At 71.5% G+C, this 23,830-nt stretch carries 22 protein-coding genes and 3 pseudogenes; 10 read left to right on the top strand and 15 right to left on the bottom strand.

Annotation, left to right across the window (positions count from 1 at the left end; all coding sequences use genetic code 11):
- Positions 1-741: a DUF4232 domain-containing protein gene (locus tag B4N89_RS42515; RefSeq protein WP_078981971.1), complete on the bottom strand. Its 741-nt coding sequence runs from the start codon at positions 739-741 to the stop codon at positions 1-3.
- A 213-nt stretch (positions 742-954) separates the two neighbouring features.
- Complete coding sequence (locus B4N89_RS42510; RefSeq protein ID WP_078981970.1) at positions 955-1,647, bottom strand: TetR/AcrR family transcriptional regulator; 693 nt, start codon at positions 1,645-1,647, stop codon at positions 955-957.
- 84 nt (positions 1,648-1,731) lie between these two features.
- Here B4N89_RS42510 and B4N89_RS42505 point away from each other — a divergent pair, with 84 nt between their 5' ends.
- Positions 1,732-2,973 (top strand): FAD-dependent monooxygenase, encoded by a 1,242-nt coding sequence (locus B4N89_RS42505; RefSeq protein ID WP_078981969.1) that lies wholly within the window; start codon positions 1,732-1,734, stop codon positions 2,971-2,973.
- Positions 2,974-3,013: 40 nt separating this feature from the next.
- On the opposite strand, the gene B4N89_RS42500 is transcribed toward B4N89_RS42505, so the two are convergent.
- Entirely contained in the window at positions 3,014-3,289 is a 276-nt protein-coding gene (locus tag B4N89_RS42500) for a hypothetical protein (protein ID WP_078981968.1), read from the bottom strand.
- A 105-nt stretch (positions 3,290-3,394) separates the two neighbouring features.
- Here B4N89_RS42500 and B4N89_RS42495 point away from each other — a divergent pair, with 105 nt between their 5' ends.
- Positions 3,395-4,525, top strand: coding sequence for a hypothetical protein (locus tag B4N89_RS42495; protein ID WP_235619312.1), 1,131 nt, complete (start codon positions 3,395-3,397; stop codon positions 4,523-4,525).
- A 212-nt stretch (positions 4,526-4,737) separates the two neighbouring features.
- Entirely contained in the window at positions 4,738-5,943 is a 1,206-nt protein-coding gene (locus B4N89_RS42490) for an RNA ligase (protein WP_078981967.1), read from the top strand.
- Between the two features lie 360 nt (positions 5,944-6,303).
- Here B4N89_RS42490 and B4N89_RS42485 read toward each other — a convergent pair whose 3' ends face one another.
- From B4N89_RS42485 to B4N89_RS52310, 4 genes and pseudogenes are all read right to left on the bottom strand, one after another.
- Entirely contained in the window at positions 6,304-7,080 is a 777-nt protein-coding gene (locus B4N89_RS42485; RefSeq protein WP_078981966.1) for an SDR family oxidoreductase, read from the bottom strand.
- A 67-nt stretch (positions 7,081-7,147) separates the two neighbouring features.
- Positions 7,148-8,059, bottom strand: coding sequence for an RNA polymerase sigma-70 factor (locus B4N89_RS42480; protein ID WP_321170758.1), 912 nt, complete (start codon positions 8,057-8,059; stop codon positions 7,148-7,150).
- 64 nt (positions 8,060-8,123) lie between these two features.
- Entirely contained in the window at positions 8,124-8,663 is a 540-nt protein-coding gene (locus B4N89_RS42475) for an IclR family transcriptional regulator (protein WP_235619311.1), read from the bottom strand.
- A gap of 101 nt (positions 8,664-8,764) precedes the next feature.
- A pseudogene (locus B4N89_RS52310) lies at positions 8,765-8,884 on the bottom strand (helix-turn-helix domain-containing protein); the annotation flags it as partial.
- 69 nt (positions 8,885-8,953) lie between these two features.
- Here B4N89_RS52310 and B4N89_RS42470 point away from each other — a divergent pair.
- From B4N89_RS42470 to B4N89_RS42455, 4 genes and pseudogenes are all read left to right on the top strand, one after another.
- A pseudogene (locus B4N89_RS42470) lies at positions 8,954-9,777 on the top strand (2-keto-4-pentenoate hydratase).
- The gene (locus B4N89_RS42465) at positions 9,774-10,775 is read left to right on the top strand and encodes an acetaldehyde dehydrogenase (acetylating) (protein WP_078981964.1); all 1,002 of its coding nucleotides are present in this window, start codon (positions 9,774-9,776) and stop codon (positions 10,773-10,775) included. The pseudogene B4N89_RS42470 and the gene B4N89_RS42465 overlap by 4 nt, the downstream one beginning before the upstream one ends.
- On the top strand, positions 10,772-11,779 hold the full coding sequence (dmpG, locus tag B4N89_RS42460; RefSeq protein WP_078981963.1) for a 4-hydroxy-2-oxovalerate aldolase: 1,008 nt from the start codon (positions 10,772-10,774) through the stop codon (positions 11,777-11,779). Before B4N89_RS42465 ends, dmpG begins: the two co-directional genes overlap by 4 nt.
- An 83-nt stretch (positions 11,780-11,862) precedes the next feature.
- Positions 11,863-12,492: a hypothetical protein gene (locus B4N89_RS42455; protein ID WP_078981962.1), complete on the top strand. Its 630-nt coding sequence runs from the start codon at positions 11,863-11,865 to the stop codon at positions 12,490-12,492.
- A 426-nt stretch (positions 12,493-12,918) separates the two neighbouring features.
- On the opposite strand, the gene B4N89_RS42450 is transcribed toward B4N89_RS42455, so the two are convergent.
- Positions 12,919-14,166 carry a PP2C family protein-serine/threonine phosphatase gene (locus tag B4N89_RS42450; RefSeq protein ID WP_078981961.1) on the bottom strand — a complete coding sequence of 416 codons (1,248 nt, stop codon included), beginning with the start codon at positions 14,164-14,166 and terminating at the stop codon, positions 12,919-12,921.
- Positions 14,167-14,411: 245 nt separating this feature from the next.
- On the opposite strand from B4N89_RS42450, the gene B4N89_RS42445 reads away from it, so the two are divergent.
- Positions 14,412-14,828 (top strand): MarR family winged helix-turn-helix transcriptional regulator, encoded by a 417-nt coding sequence (locus tag B4N89_RS42445; RefSeq protein WP_235619355.1) that lies wholly within the window; start codon positions 14,412-14,414, stop codon positions 14,826-14,828.
- A 375-nt stretch (positions 14,829-15,203) separates the two neighbouring features.
- Here B4N89_RS42445 and B4N89_RS42440 read toward each other — a convergent pair whose 3' ends face one another.
- The 5 genes and pseudogenes from B4N89_RS42440 to B4N89_RS42415 form a co-directional block, all read right to left on the bottom strand.
- On the bottom strand, positions 15,204-15,617 hold the full coding sequence (locus B4N89_RS42440; protein WP_078981959.1) for an STAS domain-containing protein: 414 nt from the start codon (positions 15,615-15,617) through the stop codon (positions 15,204-15,206).
- Positions 15,614-16,744: a cobalamin B12-binding domain-containing protein gene (locus tag B4N89_RS42435; RefSeq protein ID WP_078981958.1), complete on the bottom strand. Its 1,131-nt coding sequence runs from the start codon at positions 16,742-16,744 to the stop codon at positions 15,614-15,616. The genes B4N89_RS42440 and B4N89_RS42435 overlap by 4 nt, the downstream gene beginning before the upstream one ends.
- A 40-nt stretch (positions 16,745-16,784) precedes the next feature.
- Positions 16,785-18,472: pseudogene (locus B4N89_RS42430) on the bottom strand (SpoIIE family protein phosphatase).
- Positions 18,473-18,999: 527 nt separating this feature from the next.
- On the bottom strand, positions 19,000-19,170 hold the full coding sequence (locus B4N89_RS42425) for a DUF5670 family protein (protein ID WP_078981957.1): 171 nt from the start codon (positions 19,168-19,170) through the stop codon (positions 19,000-19,002).
- 684 nt (positions 19,171-19,854) lie between these two features.
- Positions 19,855-20,181, bottom strand: coding sequence for a hypothetical protein (locus B4N89_RS42415; protein ID WP_078981955.1), 327 nt, complete (start codon positions 20,179-20,181; stop codon positions 19,855-19,857).
- Between the two features lie 260 nt (positions 20,182-20,441).
- On the opposite strand from B4N89_RS42415, the gene B4N89_RS42410 reads away from it, so the two are divergent.
- On the top strand, positions 20,442-21,062 hold the full coding sequence (locus B4N89_RS42410) for a hypothetical protein (protein WP_078981954.1): 621 nt from the start codon (positions 20,442-20,444) through the stop codon (positions 21,060-21,062).
- Positions 21,063-21,103: 41 nt separating this feature from the next.
- Complete coding sequence (locus B4N89_RS42405; protein WP_235619310.1) at positions 21,104-21,844, top strand: class I SAM-dependent methyltransferase; 741 nt, start codon at positions 21,104-21,106, stop codon at positions 21,842-21,844.
- Between the two features lie 88 nt (positions 21,845-21,932).
- Here B4N89_RS42405 and B4N89_RS42400 read toward each other — a convergent pair whose 3' ends face one another.
- Together B4N89_RS42400 and B4N89_RS42395 are read right to left on the bottom strand one after the other, a co-directional pair.
- Positions 21,933-22,655 carry an alpha/beta fold hydrolase gene (locus B4N89_RS42400; protein WP_078981952.1) on the bottom strand — a complete coding sequence of 241 codons (723 nt, stop codon included), beginning with the start codon at positions 22,653-22,655 and terminating at the stop codon, positions 21,933-21,935.
- Positions 22,656-22,711: 56 nt separating this feature from the next.
- Positions 22,712-23,683: an alpha/beta hydrolase gene (locus B4N89_RS42395; RefSeq protein WP_078982384.1), complete on the bottom strand. Its 972-nt coding sequence runs from the start codon at positions 23,681-23,683 to the stop codon at positions 22,712-22,714.
- Positions 23,684-23,830: the final 147 nt, after the last annotated feature.

Here is a 23,830-nt window from a genome sequence, read left to right as displayed (position 1 = left end):
TCAGCCGCCCTGGCCGGCGCTGCCGATCGGGCCGACCTTGATCGGGGCGCCACCGCTCTTGACGGGGAGCCTGCCGACGCCGGGCCAGTTCAGGGTCACGGACTTCGTCTCGTCCGGCGGGGTCACCACGAGGCCGGTGATGCGCAGACCGGAGGCCTCGCCCATCGTCTCCAGCGGGTAGTCGATGCCGAAGGACACCGACTTACCACTCTCGAGAATGAACGAGACCGGCTGCTGACCGGTGCGCTGCGCGGATACCTCGCCCGCGTCGGTCTTCAGGTCGACGCCCGCATAGCCGGACATCGAACAGTCCGGCCCGTTGTTCTTGAACGTGACCGCGACACTGCCATCGGAGTCGCCGCCGATGGTGCTGTCGATCGCGGTGGCCTTCAGGTTGTCGGTCCGGCACTTGGCGGTCTTGCCGTTGCCGCCGCCGCCCGAGGTGGCGCCGGCGCTCGTGCCCTGGCCGCCTCCACTGCTCTGCCCACCGGAGGCATTCGCTCCGCCCTGGGTGCCGCTGCTCTGGGTTCCGCCCTGACCGCCTTGACCGCCTTGGCTGTTGGCACCCTGGCTACCGCCCGGGGTCGCCGTGTTGGGCGCGGCCGGCGCCTGACCGCCCGGAGCGTTGGACGAAGTGCCCTTCGCGGCATCGGAGTCCGAGTCCTGGCAGGCGGTCATCAGCAGGACGCCGGCGACGAGGGTCGCGGAGGCGAGGACGGTCCGGCGGCGGTTGGCGGACATGAAGTACCCCTTGGTATCGCGTAGTTGAAGCCTCGATGACGCCGGGCTTCCCGGTGCTTGCGTGATCACCATGCCGGGGCGCCGACCCCCTTGGGAACCGACGTCGGCGTTCCACGACAGCGCTGTCACCAACCAGTGACATGGTCACAGAACGCAACGAGAGCGAGCGTGCCGGGTGTCCGCCGGCGCACACCAACACCGCGCCCGGGTGGGTCAGCCCGCCTGTGGTGCGGGTCGCGGGGCACAACCGCGCGGCAGCGCGGGCTCTCCTCCCGCGACGGCGATTTCCAGGAGTCCCCGAACGGCCTCCCGCAGCTCGTCCCTGCTCTCCGGTGTCCCGGGTGGCGGGACGGAGCCGGGCAGGGCCGTCAGCCGATCGAAGATCAGTCCGTCCACGCAGGCCAGATGTCGCCGGGCCCGCTCCTCGGCGCGGGCCCGGGGTATGCCGGCGGCCGTCAGCAGTGCGCACATCTGCGCCCTGGCCGCGTCCCCGTGCCGAAGGATCTCCCGCAACTCCGGTTCGTGGACGGTCTCCAGGATGCAGTGGTAGCGCGCGAGAGTACGCACGCGTCCGGGCCCGAGCATGTGGTCGACGAACCCCGCGGTGGCGTCCGCGAGGCGGTCCAGGTGCGCGGGGCCGAGCAGTCCGGTCCGCGGCGGGGCGAGCAGCGGTCCGTCGGCGGCCAGTGCGACCTGCCGCAGGTCTTCGGCATCCAACTCGACCAGGCGCCGCACCGCTTTGGTGATCAGCGCCTTCCGGGTCCGGAAGTACGCCGAGGTGGTGCCGACGGGCAGTTCGGCCCGGGCATCCACGCCGCGATGGGTGAGCGCCCGCATACCGCCGGAGGCCAGCAGTTCGATCGCCGCGTCGGCGAGAACCGTCCGACGATCGTGTTCCGCGCGCACGCCCGCTCCTTCCGACCCCCATGTCGCTTTCTACATTCGTAGTATACGGTCTTCTACAGAAGTAGAAGCGAGGGGGCTCGAACAATGCCGGACAACGCAACGAACGCACAGGCGGACAACCACGCGAACAACCACGCGGCCGGCGGGTCGGCGGTGGTCGTCGGGGGCGGCATCGGCGGCTTGGCCGTCGCCGTCGGGCTACGTCGGATCGGTTGGCGGGTGACCGTCCTCGAACGCAAGGCGGTCGGCGGCGAGGTCGGGGCGGGGATCGCCCTGATGAGCAACGCGATGCGCGCGCTGGAGAGCCTGGGCCTCGGCCCCGCGGTCAAGGCCGGCGGTCGACCACAACTGTCCACCGGCGTGCGCGACGGCGGCGGCCGGTGGTTGTCCCGGATCGACGGTACGGCATTGGAGGCCAAGCTCGGCACCGGGATCTACTCGCTGCACAGGGCCGAACTCCACGACATCCTGCGGGGAGCCCTCCCCTCGGACCGCGTCGTCACCGGGGCCGAGGTCACCGACATCACGCAGGACTCGACACAGGCGCTCGTCCACTACACCGGCGCGGGCGGGTCGGCGACCGTCGGCGCCGATCTGGCCGTCGTCGCCGACGGCGTCAACAGCCGCACGCGCGCCCGACTGTGGCCGGACGCCCCGGCCCCCGTCCACAGCGGCTCGACCGTCTGGCGCGGAGTGACGACCGAGGCGTTCCTGCCCGCCCCCGACATCGCGCAGACCCTGCACGACGGCGCCGAGATCGGCGTCATGCCCATCCGCGACGGCCGGGTGTGCTGGCACCTGGTCGCCAAGGCGAAGGCGGGAGTGCGCTACGACGACGAATGGGCCGAGGTGCGGCGCCGCGTCGACGGCCTGCACGACCCGATACCGGCCCTGCTCCGGGCCACTGCCCCGGAAGCCGTCCTGCACCACGACATCGACATCCTGGGCACCCCCTTGGACACGTACGTGGCAGGCCGCGTCGCCCTGCTCGGCGACGCCGCCCACGCGATGCCCCCACACCTGGGCCAGGGCGCGTGCATGGCCATCGAAGACGCCGTCGTCCTGGCCGCGTCCCTACACGCCCACCACAACCAGGCCGGCGCCCTGGCCGCGTACGACAACACCCGCCGCCCCAGAGTCGCTGCCGTGACCAAGGCCTCGCACCGCATGGGCCGCATCCAAAAGGCGGAAGGCCGCCTGGCGGTAGCCGTGCGCAACACCGCGATGCGCCTGACCCCATCGGCAGTGGCGATGAAGGCAATTCTCGAATTCGCCGACTGGACACCCCCGCGGATCCCACTGCCCGACACCGGGACGACGGCGTAGCCGCAGGGATCTCTGCGACCGGGACGATGGCGAGCCCTGGTCAGTCCCGGTCGCCGGTGCGGAAGACCCCGTCCCGCGCGAGCCGGACCAGGACCGGGGTGCCCATCTCGTCGAACCACGCCGGGGGCCGAGGCGAGACGAAGGCTGCGGCCATCGCCTCGAACCAGGCCGCGAACGAGGGGAAGTCTGTTACGGCGTCGGCCTGTTCGTCCCATGTGCCGGCCGAGAGGCAGCGTGCCCGAGGCTCGTCCCGATGGTGGTAGTAGACCGGGTACTCGCCGTCCGCGGAGGGCTGTGCGACGTCGAAACACCACACCGCCTCGTCACCGGCTTCGGCGAACCCGACCAGGTGACGACGAAATCTCGTTGGCCGGCCGGTCCCGAAGTGCGATGATGCGGCCGATTCCCCTACGGAGGGCCTTTGTTCGTTTTCGTCTGCGCGGGATGCGATGCCGAGCTGACCGTCGCGTTGTACCGAGTGTGCCTTCCGGTCCACGCTCGCCAGGTATACGGCAACGGCGTCCAGCTTCCGGTGCTCATGGAACCGGGGACGTTCGCCCTGGACCCCGACCCCTGGGAACGACCACGGCGCACAGAGGACGAGCCTTGCGCGCCGGCCGACGCCCTTCCCGGCGAGGAGCGCGGCGACATCGTCATCGCGCCGGGCGACATCCGCGGAACCCGGCTGATTCCCGACATGCGCGGCGGCGCCTGCTGTGGCATCGACGGCGCAGACGGCCCCAACCTGGTCTGTATGGCATGCGACCTTCCCGTGGCCACCAGGATCGACGACTGTTCACTGTGGCAGGCGGTGCGGCTCGACCGGCACGCCGTGCGCCGCGTCCGCGTCGGGATCGACCCAGCGCCGTCGTCCTGGGAGGAGTTGACCGACAAGGGCGAGGGCACGTCCCCGGTCGCGCCGATCGCCACGTGGGGAGGACGGCTCGGATCCAACCGCTGCTGGTCGTGGAGCCCGCAGTGGGCGGCGGCGGCCGGCCGGGCCCTCGCCCACCTGCTGGTGGCGTCCGAAGGAAGTCCGATAGGGGTCCCGGACGGTCTGACCGCCGACATGTTCCGACCTGCCCTCGACGCCGCGTTGCCCGCGGGCCTGCCGCCGCGGTGCGCGGTCCTGGCCGGACCGGGCCATCCTGCCCCCGGCGGGAGCGGGATCGTCCTCGTACCGGTCCATCCGCAAACCGGCCACGTCTGGATGCCCAGCGGGCCGGCCGCGTCCGCGTACCCGGTGCCGCTGCCCCTGGGGGTGTGGCTGTGGCTGACCTCCCACCGGCCGTACCCGCCGATGCCCGCGTCGGGTCGCATGCCCCGGGACGTCCTCCGGGACGACCCGATCCCGCTGCTGCCCAACGGCCCCTTCCAGGCCGACCGGGGAACGTTCGAACGGACCCTGCTCGGGCTGACGGCAGCTCAAGCCCCGTGGCTACGCGAAGCCCTCGCGCGCCACGCGTCCGTCGGCCTTTTCCAGACGAGTGGCGTAGTTGGGGCCGCCGACATACGTTCCGTCGGTACGGCAAGTCGGGCCCCGACTCCATGACTCAGCCGGCACGGCATCGATCCGCACCAGCGCGCCGGGTCGGACGGACGGCGCCGACGTGAACCGGGCCTCGGGCCATGCGCTGTCAGGGTGCGAGCCGGGATGGTGTCGTTGGTTCGTCTCGGCGCGGTTCGGCGGCGCGTCCTGACGGTCGGATGCGAAGGCGGAAAATCGGCGAAGCCACTTGTGGGTTCCGGCTACGCTGCCGCCGCATGAGTGAACCCACCACCGTCAGTGCCCTGTTCCATCCCGACGACTTGGCCGGTGCGGTCGAGCGTGGTCTGGTGGCACGTCGGCGCCATCCGCAACTTCCGTTGTCGATCTACACCTACACCCGGACCTGCGTGTTCGAGCGGCGATGGACACCGGTGACGCTGCGCTGTCGCGGACTGGTCGTGGAAGATGGCACCGACCGGATCGTCGGGCCCTGCCTGCCGAAGTTCTTCGGCCTCGCGGAACACGACCTCGGCGCGGCCTACGCGCCCGCGCTGCCGGACGGCGGATTCGAGGCGTTCGACAAGGAAGACGGCTCGCTGGGCCAGGTGTTCCACTACGCCGGCCGTTGGCGAGCCGCGTCCAAGGGGGCGTTCGTCTCCCGGCAGGCCGGATGGGCCCAGGACTGGCTGGACGAGCGGGACACCGACGCGCTCGACCCGGTGCTGGGCTATGTCACCGAGATCATCCATCCCGACAACCGCATCGTGGTCGACAACGGCTCCGAGCGCACCCTTGTCCTCCTCGCCGTACTCGGCCCCGACGGCACCGAACAACCCCTCGCCGCGCACGCGGACGACTGGATCGCCCTCGGCGGACGCGTGGTTCGTTCCCGGCCCGTCGCCTCACTCGCCGAACTGGCCCGCGCCGCCGCCGAGAACCGCCTGCCGGACGGCACGGCCATCACCGGGACGACGGCCGAGGGGTGGGTGCTGCGCCACACCTCCGGCAGGCGGGTCAAGCTCAAGTTCACCGACTACGTGCGGCTGCACCGGATCCTGACCGGGGTGACCGAACGGGACATCTGGCGCTACCTCGGCATGCAGCGCTTCGCCGGCCGCGACCCGCGCCATGTCGCGCACGCCCTCTCCTGCTCGGAGGCGGAGGTCACCGCCCAGACCGCCCCCTTCGACGCACTTCTCGACCTGGTCCCGGACGAATTCGACGCCTGGGTACGGGCGGTCGCGGACCGGCTGATGGACGAGGCCGCCGCAATCGAGGCGGCCACCCGGGCGGCGTTCGCGGACGCATCCCATCTCCTGGCCGATCGCGCCGCGTTCGCCCACGCGGCCTCCGCGCACCCGGACGCGCGGATCGGTGCCGGGATGTTCCAACTCCGCGACGGGCGCCCCATCGACCTGCCGATCTGGCGGACCGTCAAGCCGGACCCGACGGACGCATTCCGGCTCGACGACGAGACCTGACCCACCCCGACACCGTGCGCTCCGCGCCCGGAGCGACAACCAGCCTTCGCGGAATCCTTCGACCCACGCCTTGAGACCATGAGGGGCGCGACGACCCCGGGCAAAGGTGGGAAAAGTCCATGTATGCCCAGACAGGTAAGGGCCAGTGGGGCAAGGAGAGGTCGCGGCGGGCGAGCCGGACGCGGTTGCGGGCGGTCATGCGGTGACGGACGGCGCGCCGGGTGGATTCGGTCCGTGGGTGCTCGTCGCCGACCCACGCACCGAACCGAGTGCCACCCACCGCGCCCGGGAACGGCACGTGAGCGAACTCGGGACACCGCTGCTCCTGAACCGGGCGGCGATCGGCACGGCCGGGGGAGGTCAGGTGGTTTGCAGGGTGGTGAGGTACTCCTCCCAGGTTCGGACGCCTACCGCGTGCTGCCGCGTGACCAGCTGCCCGGCGCGGAAGCCGGCGCCCGCCTTGCCCGGGACGCGTACGGGCACGACCCTTCGCCGCTTGCCCGTCGCCTCGAGCCAGGAACGGGCCAGGTCCGACGCCTCGTAGACGCGCGGACCGCCCATGTCCGGGACCCGCCCGGCCGGCACGCCCAGCGCCAACTCCACCAGGCGGTCGGCCACTTCACCCTGGTCCACCGGTTGGCACTCGGTCTTCGACGGGACGAGGACGACGGGCGCCTTGGCCAGCACGCCGAACGCCTTGTTCAGCAACTCGGGGAACTGCGTCGCGCGCAGATTCGTCCACGGGATGCCCGACTCGGCCAGCAACCGCTCACCCTCGACCTTGATCCGGTAGTAGGAGTACGGGATCCGGTCGACGCCGACGATCGAGATGTTCACGATGTGCCCGACTCCGGCCCGCCGCGCCGCGTCCAACAGGTGCCGCCAACCGGGGATGTCGTGCTTCGGCCGCCGCGTGTCCGACGCGCAGTGGATGATCGTGGCGACGCCGTCGAACGCCGCGTCGAGGCCCGAACCCGTCTGCAGGTCGGCGGTCACCCAGGTCACCCCCGGGTCGTCGGGCAGCGTCGTCCCGCGGGTCATCGCCCGCACCGGCACGCCGGCACGCCGTACCCGGTCCCGTACCTCACGCCCCAGCACACCGGTCGCACCCGTCACCAGGATCACGTTCTCGCTCATCGGTCCTCCTCGGCACGGGGACGCCGCACCTGCGCGACGTCGCCCTCGTCGGCAAGGAACCGGACGGCTACGCGTTACGTGACAACTCTCGGCATTGTTCTTCGAGAAATTTCAGCTTCTCCGGATTCCGGACCATCCGCACGCCCGAGATGCCCTCCGCGCCGACCTCCACCACCGCGGCCGTCGTGAGCGCTCCGCCCTCCCAACCCAGCAGCGCCGTGTCGCCGTTGACCTCGGCGAAGCCGAACTCCGTACCGGAGGAGAAGCGCGCCACCAGGCCCAGAAGGAACCGGGCCACCTTGTCCCGACCGAAGACCGGGCGCGTGGACGCGGAGACCTTGCCACCGCCGTCGGACCACGCCACCACATCGTCCGCGAGCAGCGCCTCCAGTTCGTCGAGCGCCCCCTCGGCCGCCGCCGCGAGGAAGCGCGCCAACAGGTCGGACCGCACCGCCGCCGGAGCCTCGAAACGCGGCCGCCCGGACGCGAGACGCAGCCTGGCCCGCCGGTGCGTCTGCCGGGAGTTGGCCTCCGACCAGTCCAGCACCTCGGCGATCTCCCGATGGCTGTACCCGAACGCGTCCCGCAACACCACGACCGCCCGCTCCGGCGGCGACAACCGCTCCAGCATCACGAGCATCGCCATCGACACCGCGTCCCGCTGTTCGGCGGTCTCCAACGGCCCGAGCACCCCGGTGTCCGTCCGCACCGGCTCGGGCAACCACGGCCCGACGTACTCCTCGCGCCGGGCCCGCGCGGACGTCAGCCGGTTGAGGCACAGATTCGTCAGCACCTTGGCCAACCACGCCCCCGGCGCGTCGATGTGTCCCCGCTCGGCCGCGTGCCAGCGCAGATACGCATCCTGCACCGCGTCCTCGGCCTCCGCCGCCGACCCCAACATCCGATACGCGATCCCGAACAGCCGCCCCCGCTGCGCCTCGAACTCGGCGGTCGGATCGGGCAGCGGGTCGACGGTCACGAAACCCACCGTACAAGTCCCAACCCCGCACCCGCCGAAGCGGTGTCCGGCGCCGCGCCGCGAGTCAGGTCAGTGCGTCCCGCCGGGTCAGTACGCCGCCCAGCGCGGTCGCCGCGGCGCGTAGGGCGGCCACGTGTGCCTCGGGGCGGAAGCGGGGGCTGGGGCCGGCCACGCTGATCGCCGCGATCGGCTCGTCGTCCGGGCCCAGGACGGGTGCGGCCACGCACACCAGACCGAGCGCCGACTCCTCGTACTCGAAGGCGACACCGTTCTCCAGCACCGCGTCCAGCTGGCGGCGCAACAACCCGGGCGCGACCACCGTGTGCGGGGTGCGCCGCTCGGGCGGACCGGAGAGCACGGTGCGTCGCAGCTCGTCGTCGCCGTGCGCGAGCAGCGTCTTGCCGATCGCGGTGCAGTGCATCGGCATCCGGCCGCCGACCCGGGAGGGGCTGCGGGCCTGCCGATGCCCGCCGATCTTGGCCACGTAGACCACGTCCGTGCCCTCGCGCACACCCAGGTGCACGATCTCGTGGGTGCGCTCGTACAGGTCCTGGAGGAAGGGCATGGCCAGTTCGAGCAGTCCGCGCTCGACGGATGCCCGCATGCCCAGCTCGAACAGGGTGCCGCTGAGCCGGTAACCCCCGGCAGCCGGTCCAGCAGCCGCAGCGCCACCAGCTCCCCGGTGAGCCGGTGCACGGTGGCCTTGTGCAGGCCCGTGCGGCGCACCAGCTCGGCGAGCGCGACGGTGCGGTCGTCGACGGTGAACGCCTCCAGGATGGCGGTCGCCTTGCTCAGAACACTGTTGCGGTCGGGGGAGTCGGGCACCCGACCAGCGTATCGCTGAGCGAGACGCTTTGATTGTGGGCGATCGTCGAGGGTCACGAAGATGCCGATATGACGAGTACTTCCCCCCACGGCGAGGACGCGGTGCGCGCCGCGGCCGAACGGCTGCTCGACGCGGCCGCGACCGGCATCCCCTGCGCCCCGGTCCGCGACCTGATCGGTCCGGGCGAACTGGCCGCGGCGTACGCCGTCCAGCGCCGGATCGTCGACGACCGCATGGCCCGCGGCGCTCGGGTCGTCGGCCGCAAGATCGGCCTCACCTCCACCGCCGTCCAGCGGCAACTGGGCGTCGACCGGCCCGACTTCGGCGTGCTCTTCGACGACATGGGCTACGCCGTCGGCGACGTGGTCCCTACCGCGCGGTGCTGCAACCGCGCGTCGAGGCCGAGGTGGCGTTCGTGCTCGGCGCCGATCTCGCCGACGGGCCGCTCGACCCCGCCCAGGTGCACGATGCCGTCGACCACGCGGTCGCGGCCCTGGAGATCTGCGGCAGCCGGGTGCGCGACTGGGACATCCGCTTCGCCGACACCGTGGCCGACAACGCCTCGTCCGGCGCGTACGTCCTGGGCACCGTGCGCAGGGGCCTGGACGAATTCGTGCCGCGCGAGGTGCGGATGACCATGACGGTCGGGGGAGAGGCGGTCTCCACCGGCACCGGCGCCGCCTGCCTGGGCGACCCGATCGAGGCGGTGGCCTGGCTGGCCCGGCAGGCCCGCGACCTCGGCGATCCGCTGCGCGCCGGGCAACTCGTGCTCTCCGGCGCGCTGGGGCCGATGCACCCCGTGGCGCCCGGGGACAGCGTCCGTGCCGACATCACCGGGCTCGGCACGGTCGCGATCGACTTCGGCCCGGACTTCGACGAGGAGGGTTCATGACCAGGACCAAGGTCGCCGTCATCGGATCGGGCAACATCGGCACCGATTTGATGATCAAGGTGCTGCGCACCGCCGAACACCTGGAAATGGGTGCGCTGGTCGGCATCGACGCCGACTCCGACGGCCTGGCCCGCGCCCGCCGGCTCGGCGTCCCGACCACCCACGACGGGGTCGAGGGGCTGATCGCGATGCCGGGATTCGACGAGATCGCGATCGTCTTCGACGCCACCTCGGCCAAGGCGCACGCCCACAACGCGGCCCGGCTGCGGCCGTACGGCAAGCGGCTGATCGACCTGACGCCCGCGGCGCTGGGGCCGTACGTCGTCCCTGCGGTCAACCTCGAACAGCACCTCGACGCCGACAACGTCAACATGGTCACCTGCGGCGGACAGGCCACCATCCCGGTGGTCGCCGCGATCGGCGCGGTGGCCCCGGTCGCGTACGCCGAGATCGTGGCGTCCATCGCCTCGAAGTCCGCCGGGCCGGGCACGCGCGCCAACATCGACGAGTTCACCGAGACCACCTCGGCCGCGATCGTCGAGGTCGGCGGCGCCCGGCGCGGCAAGGCGATCATCGTGCTCAACCCCGCCGAGCCGCCGCTGATCATGCGCGACACCGTCCTGGCGCTGGTGGGCACGCCCGATTTCGACCCGGTGGAGCCGATCCGGGAGGCGGTGGCCGCCATGGTCGCCGCCGTCGCCGAGTACGTGCCCGGCTACCGGCTCAAGCAGGAGGTCCAGGTGACCCCCGTCCCCGCCGACCAGCCGCTGGAGACCCTGCTCGCTCCCGGCACGGATCGGCCCACCCACCAGGTCTCGGTGTTCCTGGAGGTCGAGGGCGCCGCCCACTACCTGCCCGCCTACGCCGGAAACCTCGACATCATGACCTCGGCCGCGCTCCGCGTCGGCGAACGGATGGCGGCCCGCGACGCGGCCCGCGGCCCGGGCGCCGACAGCGGCCGCGGCACCACCCGCCGGCACGTGGAGGCCGCCTCGTGAGCACCACCCCGATCCACGTCCAGGACGTCACCTTGCGGGACGGCATGCACGCCGTGCGGCACCGGATCACCCCCGCGGACGTCGCGCGCATCGTCGCAGCCCTCGACCGGGCCGGCGTGGACGCCATCGAAGTGGCGCACGGCGACGGCCTCGCGGGCGGCTCGCTCAACTACGGCCCCGGTTCGCACAGCGACTGGGCCTGGATCGAGGCCGCCGCCTCCGTCCTGGAGCGCGCCCGGCTGACCACCCTGCTGCTGCCCGGCGTCGGCACCATCCACGACCTGCGACGCGCCTACGACCTGGGGGTCCGCTCGGTTCGCGTCGCCACGCACTGCACCGAGGCCGACATCTCCGCGCAGCACATCGCCGCGGCGCGTGAACTCGGCATGGACGTCTCCGGATTCCTGATGCTCTCGCACATGGCCCCGCCGGAGGCACTTGCCCGACAGGCCCGGCTGATGGAGTCGTACGGCGCACACTGCGTCTACGTCACCGACTCCGGCGGCCGGCTCACCATGAACGACGTCGCCGCCCGCGTGCGCGCGTATCGGGAGGTGCTGCGGCCGGAGACCGAGATCGGGATCCACGCCCACGAGAACCTCTCGCTCTCGGTGGCCAATTCGGTGGTCGCGGTGGAGAACGGCTGCTTCCGCGTGGACGCCTCGCTGGCCGGGCACGGCGCGGGCGCCGGGAACTGCCCGCTGGAGGCGTTCATCGCGGTCGCCGACCTGTCCGGCTTCGCCCACGGCTGCGACCTGTTCGCGCTCCAGGACGCCGCCGACGACCTGGTTCGTCCGCTCCAGGACCGCCCGGTCCGGGTCGATCGGGAAACCCTCACCCTGGGCTACGCGGGCGTCTACTCGTCCTTCCTGCGCCATGCCGAAGCCGCGTCCGCGCGCTACGGCGTGGACGTGCGCGACCTCCTCATGGAATGCGGCCGCCGAGGTCTGGTCGGCGGCCAGGAGGACATGATCGTCGACATCGCGCTCACCCTGTCCGCCTGACGGGCGCCGCCGGCGCGCATGCCCGCGCGTGTTGTGCGGGTACCGGCCGTGCAAGGTCTTCCGGGAAATCGTGAGGTGACACCGTGACCACCGTGCAGGACTACAAGGATCTGTGTGCCCGGATCGCCGCGCATCACCGCGAGCGACTGGACGCGGTGTTCGCGGGCGAGGCCGAGCCGGGCGCACTGACGCCACCCGAGTGGGCGAAACCGTTGGACCTCGTGCCCCCGGACGACCTGCCCTCGAACCTCGGGCCCGCGACCGACGCGTACGGGCGGTGCGGGGTGCGCGCCCTGGAGGGCCGGCGGGAGGACGTCGCGCGGATCCTGGGGGAATTCCGGGACAGGAAGATCACCCAGGAGTGCGCAGAGGAATGGAACAGGGAGTCCGCGACGACCCGGAAGCGGGAACAGCAGAAAGGAGACGACGAGTACCTCGAAGAGATCGTCCGGGCGATCGACGCGGCCGGTGACGACGAGGACGTCATCGCCAAGACGGTCGAGATCTACACCGCGGCGTACGACGCGCTCGTCGGAGCGTGGGCGGTTGTCGGCGAGTGCCTGCGCGATTGGCTGACGACACGCGTCGAACGGATCGACGCCTGTTTCGAACGCGCGATTGGAACCGAACCCGAGACGGATGCCCCGGAGCAGGACACCGACCTCCCGCCCGTCCCGGTCGACGACCCGGTCGGCCAGGCAGTCTCACCATGAGCGGCACTACCGGCGACGTCACCCTTCCGTCCCGGTCCCGGCGCCGTCCCGCAAGGCCGCCACCGCCGCCTCCGGGGCGTCGGCACAGGCACCGCGTCGGGCGCCATGCCGTGCTTGCGGCGCAGGCGGCAGCCCCAATACGTCGGCCAGGACCGGGGACACCCCCGAGTCGGGGTCCGGGCCCCGGTCCGCCGACAGCACGGCGAGCCGGGCGCGGCGATCGGTGATGGCTTGCGCGGCTCGGCCACCGATCGTTGTTCCCCCGTATGGATGCGATCTCTCGGCATGATGTGACGCCTTCGGGCCGCGCGGGTGGGTCCGGGTCCGCCACGGGCCCGGACCGCCCCCGCGAACGCGACGCGCGGCGGCCGGGTGCGCAGCGGATCCGCCTCATGCCCGAGCGCGCCTCGGTGCCGCGCCGCGTCGTCAGTGCGAAGCGTGCCGCGCGCCCCCGACGGGGGACACGTGGGCGCGGGTCCGTTCGGTGTCGTCGGGCGGCGGGCCGTCGGGTGCGGTGGGCCTGCCGTACCAGTCCAGGCAGACGATCAGGGCGTCGTCGTCGGGGATGGGGCGTCCGCGGTGGCCGGTGAGTTCGCGCAGGACGGCGCGGGGCATCTCGGCGGGCGGCAGCAGCCGGGTGGCGCTGATCGCCCGGGCCAACGCGCGGTCGCCGTAGGCTTCGCCGGCCGGTGAGGCGACCGCGTGGACCCCGTCGCTGACGAAGACCAGCCGGTCGCCGGGCCGGACCCGGAATTCCTGCGCCTTGTAGTCGGTCTCCTCGAACATGCCCAGAGGCAGTTGCGCGTCGAAGTCGACCGCGGTCACCGTTCCCTCGCGCAGGAGCAACAGGCGCGGGGAACCGGCGTCGATCACCTGCACCCACCCGGTGGTCAGTTCGAAGTCGAGCAGCAGGACGGACAGGTAGGCGTTGCCGCGGTGCCGGGCGTAGACGGCCTGGTCGGCGAGGGCCGCCTGGTCGGCGAGGGGAATTCCGGCGCGTCGGGCGTTGCGCAGGGCGTTGATCGTGAGGTTGCTGAGCAGGGCTGCGTCGATGCCCTCGCCCATGCCGTCGGTCACCGTCAGCGTGAGGTGGTCGGCGGTGGCGGACCAGTCGAAGTTGTCGCCGTGGACGGCGTAGGCGGGTTCGAGTTGGGCGCCGATGGCGTATTCGTCGCGTCGGTAGGCGTGGCCGGGCAGGAGTTGCCACTGCATCTCGGCCGCGAGGGTCAGCCGGTCCTTGCGTCGGGCGCAGCGGTAGAGGTCGGTGTCGCGTTCGGCGACGGTGATCGCGTGGGCGAGCATCTCGGCGATGTCGACGAGTTCGCTCCGCACGGCCGGCGAACAGGCGTCGGTCGGGAGGGTGACGGAAAGGACCCCGAGACGGTCGCCGCGTACCGTCACCGGGAGGTGGACGATCGTGGCCGGGCCGCGTTGCTCGTGCGCGGGTTCCTGCGCGCCGAAGACCCGACCCTGGGGGCTGTTGTCGATGGAGAGGTGTTCGGCGGCCGGAGGGAGCGCGGACACCGATTGCAGGACGGTCAGACTGTAGTCGGCCATCAGCAGGTCGACGGCTCCTGCCCGGCAGTGCCGCGTGAGCACGCCGCGGATGGCGTCCAACAGCCCATGCGCGGGTGCGGCGCGCAGCGCACGCTCGGCTTCCTCGTATACGTTCACAGTATTTTCTTCAGCCGTTCTCTGCGGATGCGGTACGGGGGCACCCTCATGGCGTGTTCGGCGAACGGCCGGACGGCCAGTCGAATCAATCGCCTTTATAGCGTCTATTGTGGTGACGGCACGGCCGTCGGAGAGGCGGCCGTATCGGGCGTCGGAGTAAGGCGGTGAGCGGGGTTACCTTCTCTCGACACGACCAGTCGGACGAGACGGCGCGTGTGGCGACCGCGGCGGCCGAGTTGCTCGAGATGTTGTTGGGGCGTGCCTCCACGGCACCGGTTTCCCCATCACAGCTGCGGGTGTTGTTTCTGCTGGAGCGGCACGAGGGCATCAATCTGCGTACGTTGGCCGACGGCTTGCGGTCGACGCCCTCCTCGACGAGTCGCCTGTGTGACCGCCTTCAGGCGGTGGGTTTCGTCGAGCGCCTGCCCAGCGCCAACAGCCGCCGTGAACTCCAGTTGCGGCTGAGTGGCCGGGGCTGCGCCTTCCTGGCGGATCTGCGGGCCCGCCGTGAGCAGGAACTGGCGGTGGTCACGGCGCGCATGTCGGGCGAGTCCCGGGCGATGCTGCTGAAGGGACTCGAATCCCTGCGGAACGCCGCCGGGCCCGTCACGGACGAGGCGACGGGCGATGCGTCCCTGTCCTCGCGTGCGCGCACCGCCTGATGAGGCGATCGGCCGCGTCGGGTGACAGGCGCGGTACGCCCGCCGCACCGTGTGCGGGGGGTGCCGGGTACGGGAGCGCGGTCGACGGCGGTGCGAACCACGCGGACCGCAAACGTGTCGAGCGGATGTCGGCCGACGTCGACGTCCCATGGTGGCGGCTGCCTTTCGTCGGATGGGCGAGCGATGGCGCTCGGTGGCAAGCCGGCGATGCGCACGTCACGTCGAGTCGTTCTCCGACGCCGACGGCTCTGCCTCGCCCCGACGTCCCGATGCGAAGCGTATCGAATTATTGATCCATGACAAATGTTGCGGTCAGACATGTGTCCGGGCTTCGGCGTGTCCGATCCGCCGCCGCCCGCCGTCCCGCCGACGCGCTCAGGGGGAGGGCATGGACCCGCCTTCGTCGCCTCCTGCGGCGAAGCCGCGCCCGTCCGTGTCGGTGGGCTCGGTGAGGTATCCGCCGACCCCGGTGATTTCGAGCAGCCGGGTCAGTCGCACGGGTTGTCGGTGCAGGTGCAGGGCGATTCCGGCGGTGTGTGTGCGGCGACGCAGTCCGATCAGGACGGACAACCCGCCGGAGTCGATCGCGGTCAGGCCCTCCCAGTCCAGGTGCAGATGACGCAGCGCCGGTCCGTACCGCCGCAGATGCGTGTCCAGCACCGCGTTCACCCTCTCGGTGAACGCGGTGCCGGTGTCGTACTCGAGATCTCCCCGAATGGCCAGATGCAGCGACCGGGTGTCGCCGGCCCGAACGTCGACGGAGAACTCGACGGGCTTGGGGGAGGTCATACCGCTTCCGGGCCGGAGTGGGCGGGTGCCGCGGGCAGGGTGTCGGTCGCGGCGCGGATGAAGCCGAGAGCGCGGGGAAAGTCGTGCAGTTGTTCGGCGAGGATGTCCAGCCCCAGACGCAAACCGGCCGCGGGCACGCGGCGGGCGGTGAGTATGTCCCTGGTCCAGTCGACGAAGGAGGTGAACAGGTCCGCCTCGTCGACGTAGAGGGCCGTCGCGAGGAAGTCCACGATATGGGCCAGGTCTTCGGCGGTTCGTTCGCGCTGGGCGGCGCTGTACGCGCGCATCCCGGGCCCGCGCTCGTCGAGGGCGACCAGGCACTGCCGCACCAGGGCGGTGCGGTTGGACTTGACGAACGTGTACTCCTGATCGGCCAGATGGGGCAGATCGTCGATCTCGTGCCGGCGCTCCGCGTGCCGGCCGGTGATCCCCCGGGCGAGCCGGTCCGCGGCGCGTCGCGCGTCGGGGGCCCAGGCGTCGGCTCCCAGGAGACGGGCGTAGCGGCCGTCCGCGCCGAAGGCGGCGCCGCCGACCATGACCGGGATGCCCAGCGACTGCACGGCGGTGATCGCCTGGTGTGCGGTGGGCAGGTGGGTGGGCAGCGAGGCCGACAGCAGGGCGGCGGTCGGGTTGCTCTGATGCAGGTGCGCGATCAGGTGCGGAGTCGGGGTGTGGGCGCCGAGGAAGTCCACCCGCCAGCCGCGCCGGGTGAGCGTCTCGGCCAGCAACCGGGCGGGCAGGGAATGCCATTCGCCGTCCACGCACGCGACCGTGACGTTGCCCCGCGTCCGCGACGGGTGCGGCACGGGGTGGTGGTGGGCGAGAACGGCGATGACCCGGTCGATGATCGCGGTGGCGGCGTGCTCCTCGACCACACCGATCCGGTCCGCCGCCCATTCGAGCCCGACTCGGCGCTGCACGGCGGCCACGACGTCGAGGAGCAGGGTCTCACCATCGGCCCCGGCATCGGCCGCCGCGGTGGCCAGTGCCATCGCGCCCGGCTCGTCCCGGCCGATCACGGCCGTCCACAGTCGCTCCGCGAGATCGGAGGGTATGCCCGGGGTCGAGGCGTCCGCCTCCCCGTCGCCCGTCTTCGCGGTGCCCGTCGTGACAGTGTCCGTCTTCACAATGCTCGCCTTACCGTGCTCGCCTCGACCGTGCTCGTCGTCACGGTTCCCGCCGTCGTGGCTCGTGGCCCTCGCGGTCCCGGTGGTCGTCCGCGACGGGGAATCCGTCGAGACCGCCGGCCGGGTTGGTGATCGCCAGGGTGGCCATGTCGTCGTGACCACCGCCGCCCAGCCACTGGGCCGCCAGCATCTGGACCCGCTCGACCAAGGCCTCCGCCGGCATGCGCGCACACTCCCGCAGGGCCTCGCGCAACCGCTCCTCGCCGTACAACTGGTCACCCAGCGGCCCGCCGCGCGCCTCGGTGATCCCGTCCGTGTACAGCAGACAGGTCTCGCCGGGTGCCAGTGCCACGTCCACGCTCCGCGACCGGACGTCGGGCAGCGCCCCCACGAGGGTGCCGCCGGTCGCGGCTTCCTCCACCCGCCCGTCGGCGCGGACGATCAACGGCGGCAGATGTCCGGCGCTGGTCAACCGCAGCAGCACCTGCCCCGCGCTGCGCCGTACGGAGGCCAGGACCAGGGTCGCGAACCGGGTGTGGTGGGAGTTCATCAACGCGTCGTTGAGCAGGACGAGGATCTGCTGGTGATTCCCGGACAGCGGCAACAGCGCGTGCAGGACACTGCGGATCTTTCCGGTCAGCACGGCCGCTTCCAGGCCCTTGCCCGCCACGTCGCCCAGCACGACGAACGTCTCCTGGGACGCGTCCGCACCGGGATGGACGTCATAGAAGTCACCGCCGACCCGTTCGTGGTCCTGCGAGGCCCGGTAGACGCCGGCGTACTCCACGCCGTGCACCCGCTCCAGCCGCGGCGGCAGCAACTCCCGCAGCAGCGTGGTCGTGATCGAGGCCTGCTCCGCGTACAGCCGTGCCGCGGACAGGGCGGCGCCGGCCCGTGCGGCGAACAGCCGCGCGAACACCTCCTCGCCGTCCGTGAACGCCCGGTGCGTGCTCGCGCGCAGCAGGATCAGCACCCCGGCCGGCACTCCGTGTCCGGGCAGTGGGGTGACGATCACCGAGCCGATCGGACCGGCGAAACCGGGCGGCACGCTCCAGTCGGGGATGTCCTCCGGGTCGATCCACCGGGTCGGGACCGGTGGGAAACCCTGCAACGCCTCCGCCAGTCCGGGAACCGTGCGCGGATCGATCGACGCCACGGTGCGCGTGATGCCGCCGCCGGCCTGCGCGTAGGTCAGCGCGTGCCGGCGACCCTGGGCCGGGGCGACGACCACCGCGGCGTCGGCCAGGTGATCCGCGGCCATCCGCGCCGTCACCTCCGCGCATCGTTCCAGGTTCAGCGACGACAGCAGCGCGCCGGAGATGTCCGCCAACAGTTCGGCACGTTCGCGCTCGTTGCGCAGTGCCTGCTCGGCTCGACGAAGATCGGTGTCCTCCACGAGCCACCACACCACATCCCCGTTCTCGATCTGCGAGGGATGCGCTTCGAACGTACGACCCGACACGGCGCCCGACACCGCCCCCGAGGCGCCGCGGCCGAGTGCGGGCGGCGGTGGTGCGCCTGTGCGAGCCAGTGCGGCAGGCCGCCCGCGGTCAGCCCTTCGCCGACCTCCTCGGCATGCGCGAGCAGTCGGCGCGCGCCTTCGTTGGATCCGATGACGTCCCCGTCGGCGTCGACGACGAGAACGGGGTAGGGGGCGTTGTTCCATACCGAGCCGACGTGAACGTCAGCGCCGCGCGGAGTCTGGGGTGTACCCGAAGTACGGATCACAAGCCGGGGAACGCATCGCGCGCACCCCACCACCTCTCTGTCGCTGGACAACAGTTGTCTTCCTGCAACCGTGTCCTATGCACCGGCCACACGCAACACCCGGCAGAAAACGGGTAATTCTGGATCAAAAGCGGCAAAAGCACCGTCTTGCGTGTCGCCGGATCGTGGCACCGGCCGAACCGTGTGCCCACACCCTCGATCATGATGTGGCCTGGGGGTCGCAGACGTGGGGGCCGGGGCGGTCGTGTGGAGGTGCGAATGACTCCCGCATTCGTCACGGCCGTCCCGGCTTGTTTCATCCCTGCCCGGAGAGTTGGTTTTCATTTCGCGGCCCGGTGGTGTTTTCGGGGTTTTTCGACAGTCGAGTGTCGCCCGGCGCACACGGAAAAGGGTGGGGTGCGGGTCGGCCCCGATTCGCGGGTTCGGCCCACACCCCACCCCGTCGGTCACACAGCGGGAGAGCGTGTCTGTCGCGTCTTGTTGTCGGATATACGACGGACCGTCGATGACGCGGTGTGGTCCGTGGTCTACCAGCGGTACCACCGGCCCCGCCGGCCGCCGGTGCCGGCCGAGCGGAATATGAAGCCCAGGGCCCACACGACCAGGACGATGACGGCTATCCACCACAGGGCCTGGAGCGCGAAGCCGGCGCCGAAAAGGATCAGGGCGAGAAGCAGGACGACCAAAAGGGGAATCATTGTTTTTACCTCCGCCCCACGTCTGCCCCGCCCGAGAGGCCGCATTCCCCGGAATCGGTGCGTTTCCCGCGGTCTTTCCCGGAAAGGATCCGCCGTTCGCTCCGTCCCGCCGGCGGCCGGGCGAGTCGGTGTCGCGCGGCGTCAGGTCCGGATGTCGGCATGGATGCTCTTGCCGTGCGGGTGGTGTTCGACGCTCCACCCGGGGCGAGGGTGTCGAGGACACGCAACCCGTGCCCGCCGTGGGGGCCGGGGGTACGGCGGACGGGCGGGCGTGGGGACGTGTCGGTGACGGTCAGGCGGACGCCGTGGGGGAGGGGCGTCAGGGTGAGCACGGCGCCGGCGTCGGTGTGGCGCAGGGCGTTGCCGACGAGTTCGGAGGTCACCCACACGGCGGTGTGAACACGTTCGCGGGCCCAGCCCCAATCGGTGAGGGTGTCGCGTACCGCGTGACGGACCAGGCGTAAGGTGCCCGGGTTGGGCGGCACGTCCCAACGGATCGTCTCGCGAGGGTGTGGCGATGCGGGTGGTTCGTCGTCCATGTCGATCTCCGGCGGTGACCTCGGCGTCGATGGACGGGCATCCCTGCCCGCGATCGACGATCCCAACTACCCCGGACGACGGCTTTCGTCCCTCTCCGCCGGCCGCCTCCGCTTCGCCGAGCCCTTCGGGATTCGCCGCCGCGCGTCACGGTGGAGAGGCCCCCTCGTAGGCGCACAGCACCGCGCGTACCGACCGCTTCGCGGCGCATCCGCCACGATGCCCGCGCAGCAGGTTCCACGCGAAGCACACCGCCATCGCGGCCACGACGACGCCCAGGACCGCGCCCGCCACCATCGGACCGTGGGTGAAGGAAGTGATCGCACACGCGATGGCGATCGTTCCCAGGCCCCACACGCCGGCCCGCAACACCGCCCACCACCCGACGCATCCGGGATTTCGGCCCCGCTGCCCGGTGAAGACGTGCCGCCCGGTGGCGCACAGTGTGTTGTCGACCCTGTCGAGCTGTGTCACGGCCGCTCCCCCTCGCGAGTGCCCGCTGGTACGACCGAGTATCGCCGCGCTCTCCTGCGCAGAGCGCACCGCGACGATCCTGTGACGCGCGGTCACACGATTGTGACGCGCGCGGCGAGCAGGGCGAGAGCGGCGTCGATCGGCGTTCACGTCGCGGTGTCGTTGCTGCATGATGGCGGTGCTGCTCGGGATCCGAGCCCGGTCGCCGGGGTGGCTGCCCCGTCCGCGGTCGTCACTGCCACCTGTGCGGGACGGTTGTCATGGCTCCCTCTTTCGAAGACGCGTTCCGAGCCGCTTCGGAGCGTCAGGCGCACGCGCGACACGAGCACGGGGATCGGGAGCGACGAGCGCAGGACGGTCGGTCGCAAGCCCGGGCGATCGCCGAACCGGCGCTCCGAGCACTGGCCGAGCCGGTGCGACGACAGTTGGAGGCGTCGCGGATACCGACGCAGACGCACACCGACCGCTCGCGGCGGGGCCTGTTCGCGAGCCGTGGCCGGCACTTTTGGCCACTCGCCCCGTCCTTCCGGGGAGCCGGGGAAACGCTGAACATCGCGGGATGGTCGTCGGACAGCCTCGTACTGACCCGCGACGGCCACTTCACGATGGACTACCGGCGGCCGGGATCGGAGGGCTTCGAGGCGCTGCTGACCGACATCGACATGGCCGACGCGAGTCGCCCTCCGGCGGGAACCAGGTCCGGCAGCCTGTTCGTCGACCGCGCGACGCGTCTGGTCCACTACTTCGGCAGGCTCGACAACGGCGTCGATGAGCAGGCCGTCCGCGAACTCTCCACCTACCTGGGCGACTTGATCGTGCAACTGGAACTCGTGGAGAGAAACCGCCGCAACGGCACGGCCTATGGGAGCCGAACAAGGTGACGAAGTGTGCTTGCGGCACCGTACCTGGCAGGATGCCGGACATGACGCGAGCCGAGGGACGGGACGAGTTTCGTCAGGCGCGGTCGTTCGGGGCCGCGGCGGACGCCTACGAACGTGGCCGCCCCTCCTACCCGCCGGAGGCCGTGGCCTGGCTGGTGCCCCAGGACGCGCGAACCGTGGTCGACGTCGGCGCGGGTACGGGCAAGCTGACCCGGGCGCTGCGGGCCCCGGGCCGGGAGGTCGTCGCGGTGGAGCCCTCGATCGGGATGCGCGAGCAGTTCTCGCACGTGCTTCCCGACATGCGGGTTCTGGACGGGACCGGGGAATCGATCCCGCTTCCGGATGCGAGCGTGGACGTCCTGGTCTGTGCGCAGGCCTGGCACTGGGTGAATCCGGACCGAGCCGTCCCGGAAGCCGCCCGGGTGCTGCGCCCGGGCGGGCGACTGGGCCTGGTGTGGAACTTCCGTGACGTATCGGTGCCTTGGGTGGCGGAACTCGACCGCATCCTGCGCGACTGCGCCGCGGCACCGACGAATGCCCGGCAAGTGGAGCACGTGGGCGCGCCGTTCGGGCCCGTCGAGCGGCAGGACTTCCGCTGGAGTCATCCGGTGTCGGCCGGAGAGGTCGTGGACATGGTCGCCTCCCGCAGCTATGTGATCACGCTGGAGCCCGCCGCGCGGGAGGAGTTGCTGTCCCGGGTCCGCACGCTGCTCGACGCGGAGCGCCCGGCGGAGATGCCCTATGTGACCGAGTGCCACCGAGCCGAGCTCGCGGCGCGGTGACCCGACTCGGCGGCCCGCGGCCGGGACCGAAGGGCCGCGCGGGGGGCACCGACCGTGTGCCGAGTGCCCCCGCGCGACCGTCGCCTCGTCAGCCGGCCGCGCGTACCGCTTCGCGGATCAGCTCGGCGACCTCCTTGGGCCGGGACACGGCCACGGCGTGCGAGGCGCCCTCGATCTCGACGATCGTCGCGCCGGCCCGCTTGGCTCCGAAGCGTTCGACCTCGGGGTTGATCGCCTGGTCCGCGCCGGCCACGAGCGCCCAGGAGGGCCTGGTCTTCCACGCGGCGGCCGAGGCCGTCTCCGTGAACGCCGAGGCGGCCAGCGGACGCTGCGCCACCGCGAGGACCCTGGTGGTGGCGGCCGGGACGTCGGCGGCGAAGATGTCCGGGAACGCCTCGGCCCTGATGGTGACTTCCACGGCGGGCTTCGCCCCCTCCGCGGGGTACGTCGCCTCGTTCAGGTTGTCGACGAGCGGCGACAGCGGGAAGCGGCCCTGCAACTCGCCCAGGCTCTCGCCCTCTTCGGTGACGTAGGCCGCTACGTAGACCAGCCCGACGACGTTGTCCGCGGTGCCCGCCACGGAGATGACCGCACCGCCGTAGGAGTGGCCGACGAGCACCACCGGACCGTCGATCCGCGCGACGACGGACGCGATGTAGGCGGCGTCGGACGCCAGGCCGCGCAGCGGGTTCGGTGGCGCGACCACGGGGATGTCATGGTTTTGCAGTTCCGCGATGACCCCGGTCCAACTGGCGGCGTCCGCGAAGGCCCCGTGCACGAGCACGGCTGTGGGGGTGGGATTCGTGGTCATGTTCGGGTGGTTCTTCCTGTTGTCGGAGGTCTCGGAGGTTGACGTGGAGCGCGGCGTCAGCCGGTGTGGAGCGCGGTGAGCAGGGTGCCGGCGGCCAGCGTGATGGCGGCCTGGGCGGCGTGGGTCTCACGGAGGGCGTTGAGCATGACGAAGTCGTGGATGATGCCCTGGAAGCGGACGGCGGTGACGGGGACGCCGGCTTCGCGCAGCTTGTTCGCGTACGCCTCGCCCTCGTCGCGCAGCACGTCGGCCTCGCCGGTGACGACCAGGGCCGGTGGCAGGCCGGTGAGCTGTTCGGTGGTGGCCCGCAGCGGGGAGGCGGTGATCTGCGCGCGCTCGGACTCGTCGGTCGTGTACTGGTCCCAGAACCACCGCATGCCGTCGCGGCGCAGGAAGTAGCCCTCGGCGAACTGGTGGTAGGAGGGAGTGTCGAAGTTCGCGTCGGTGACCGGGTAGAACAGCACCTGCTGCACGAGCGGGACGTCGCCGCGTTCCTTGGCCATCAGGGTCAGGGCGGCGGTCATGTTGCCGCCGACGGAGTCGCCGGCGACGGCCAGCCGCGAGCCGTCCAGGCTCCTGGACGCGCCCTGCCGGACGACCCACTGCGCGACCGCGTAGTTCTGCTCGATGGCGACCGGGTAGCGGGCCTCGGGGGAGAGGTCGTATTCGGGGAAGACCACGGCGGCGTTCGCGCCGACGGCGAGTTCGCGTACGAGGCGGTCGTGGGTGTGGGCGTTGCCGAACACCCAGCCCGCGCCGTGGATGTAGAGGATCACCGGCAGGGCCCCCTCCACGCCGGCGGGGCGCACGACGCGGGCGCGGACGCTGCCCGTCGGGCCGCCCGAGACGGTGATCCACTCCTCGTCGATCTGCGGCTTGTCGGCCCTGCCGGACTGCACCTCGTCGACGGCCTTGCGACCCTCGGCGGGCGGCAGGTCGAACAGGTAGGGCGGATTGGCGGTCGCTTCGGCGAACGCGGCGGCCGCCGGCTCCAGCACCGGCCGTACCGGCTCCACGATGTCGGACACGTGCATCTCCTGGATCTCGTGTGAGGTTGCGGCCCCTCCGGAACAGATGCGGCGATCTGCGGGGCCGTCGATCCTTACGCTAGAACTCCGAAAGCGCCGGAAATTGACCATCCGTGCACCGGTCTTGACCTCACAATGCATGCAAAC

This window comes from Embleya scabrispora, assembly GCF_002024165.1.
GTDB lineage: Bacteria > Actinomycetota > Actinomycetes > Streptomycetales > Streptomycetaceae > Embleya > Embleya scabrispora_A.
Note: the sequence above shows the minus strand (reverse complement) of the source record. Positions and strands in the feature narration are given on the sequence as shown.